Annotated in this window: 1 protein-coding gene; it reads left to right on the plus strand. The window is 73.9% G+C overall.

Going from position 1 to position 656, the window contains the following annotated elements:
• The first annotated feature begins 31 nt into the window (after positions 1-31).
• Positions 32-460, plus strand: a complete 429-nt coding sequence (locus CCN56_RS41315) for a DoxX family protein (RefSeq protein ID WP_086832599.1) — start codon at positions 32-34, stop codon at positions 458-460.
• Positions 461-656: the final 196 nt, after the last annotated feature.

The raw sequence follows: 656 nt of genomic DNA on the forward strand, positions 1-656 counted from the left end.
GAACCCCACCCCCACGAGCCTCACGGCCCGCCTGAACCACGCCCAGCCCTACGCGCTCGGCCTGTTCCGCATCGTCGTCGGCCTGCTCTTCGCCTGCCACGGCGCCTCCTCGCTCTTCGGCCTCCTCGGCGGCACCGCGATACCGGCCGGCACGTGGCCGGGCTGGTACGCGGCCGTCATCCAGCTCGGCGCCGGCGTCCTGGTCCTGGCCGGACTCGGCACCCGGAGCGCCGCCTTCCTCGCCTCGGGCTCGATGGCGTACGCGTACTTCAAGGTCCACCAGCCGGAGTCGCTCTTCCCGCTCCAGAACGGCGGCGAGAGCTCGGCCATGTTCTGCTGGGCCTTCCTGCTGCTCGTGTTCACGGGCCCGGGCGCGCTGGCCCTCGACCGGCTCTTCGGCGCCGGGGAGACGACGGACGCGAAGGCCCGCGAGGAGCGGGGCACGCCGGTCGCGGCCTGACGTACGAGCACGCTTACGGGAAAGGGCCGGAAACCGCACGACGGTTTCCGGCCCTTCCGGTGCGAGAGCGGACACCGCCCCCGCACCGGGGCTCGACACCGGCCTGCGCACCGATCCCGGCACCGATCTCGGCACCAGCCCCGAAGCGGCCTCGCCCGAAGCGGCCCTCGACCGGGGCTCGGCACCGCTCTCCCTC

The organism is Streptomyces sp. NRRL B-24572 (assembly GCF_002156145.1).
GTDB lineage: Bacteria > Actinomycetota > Actinomycetes > Streptomycetales > Streptomycetaceae > Streptomyces > Streptomyces vietnamensis.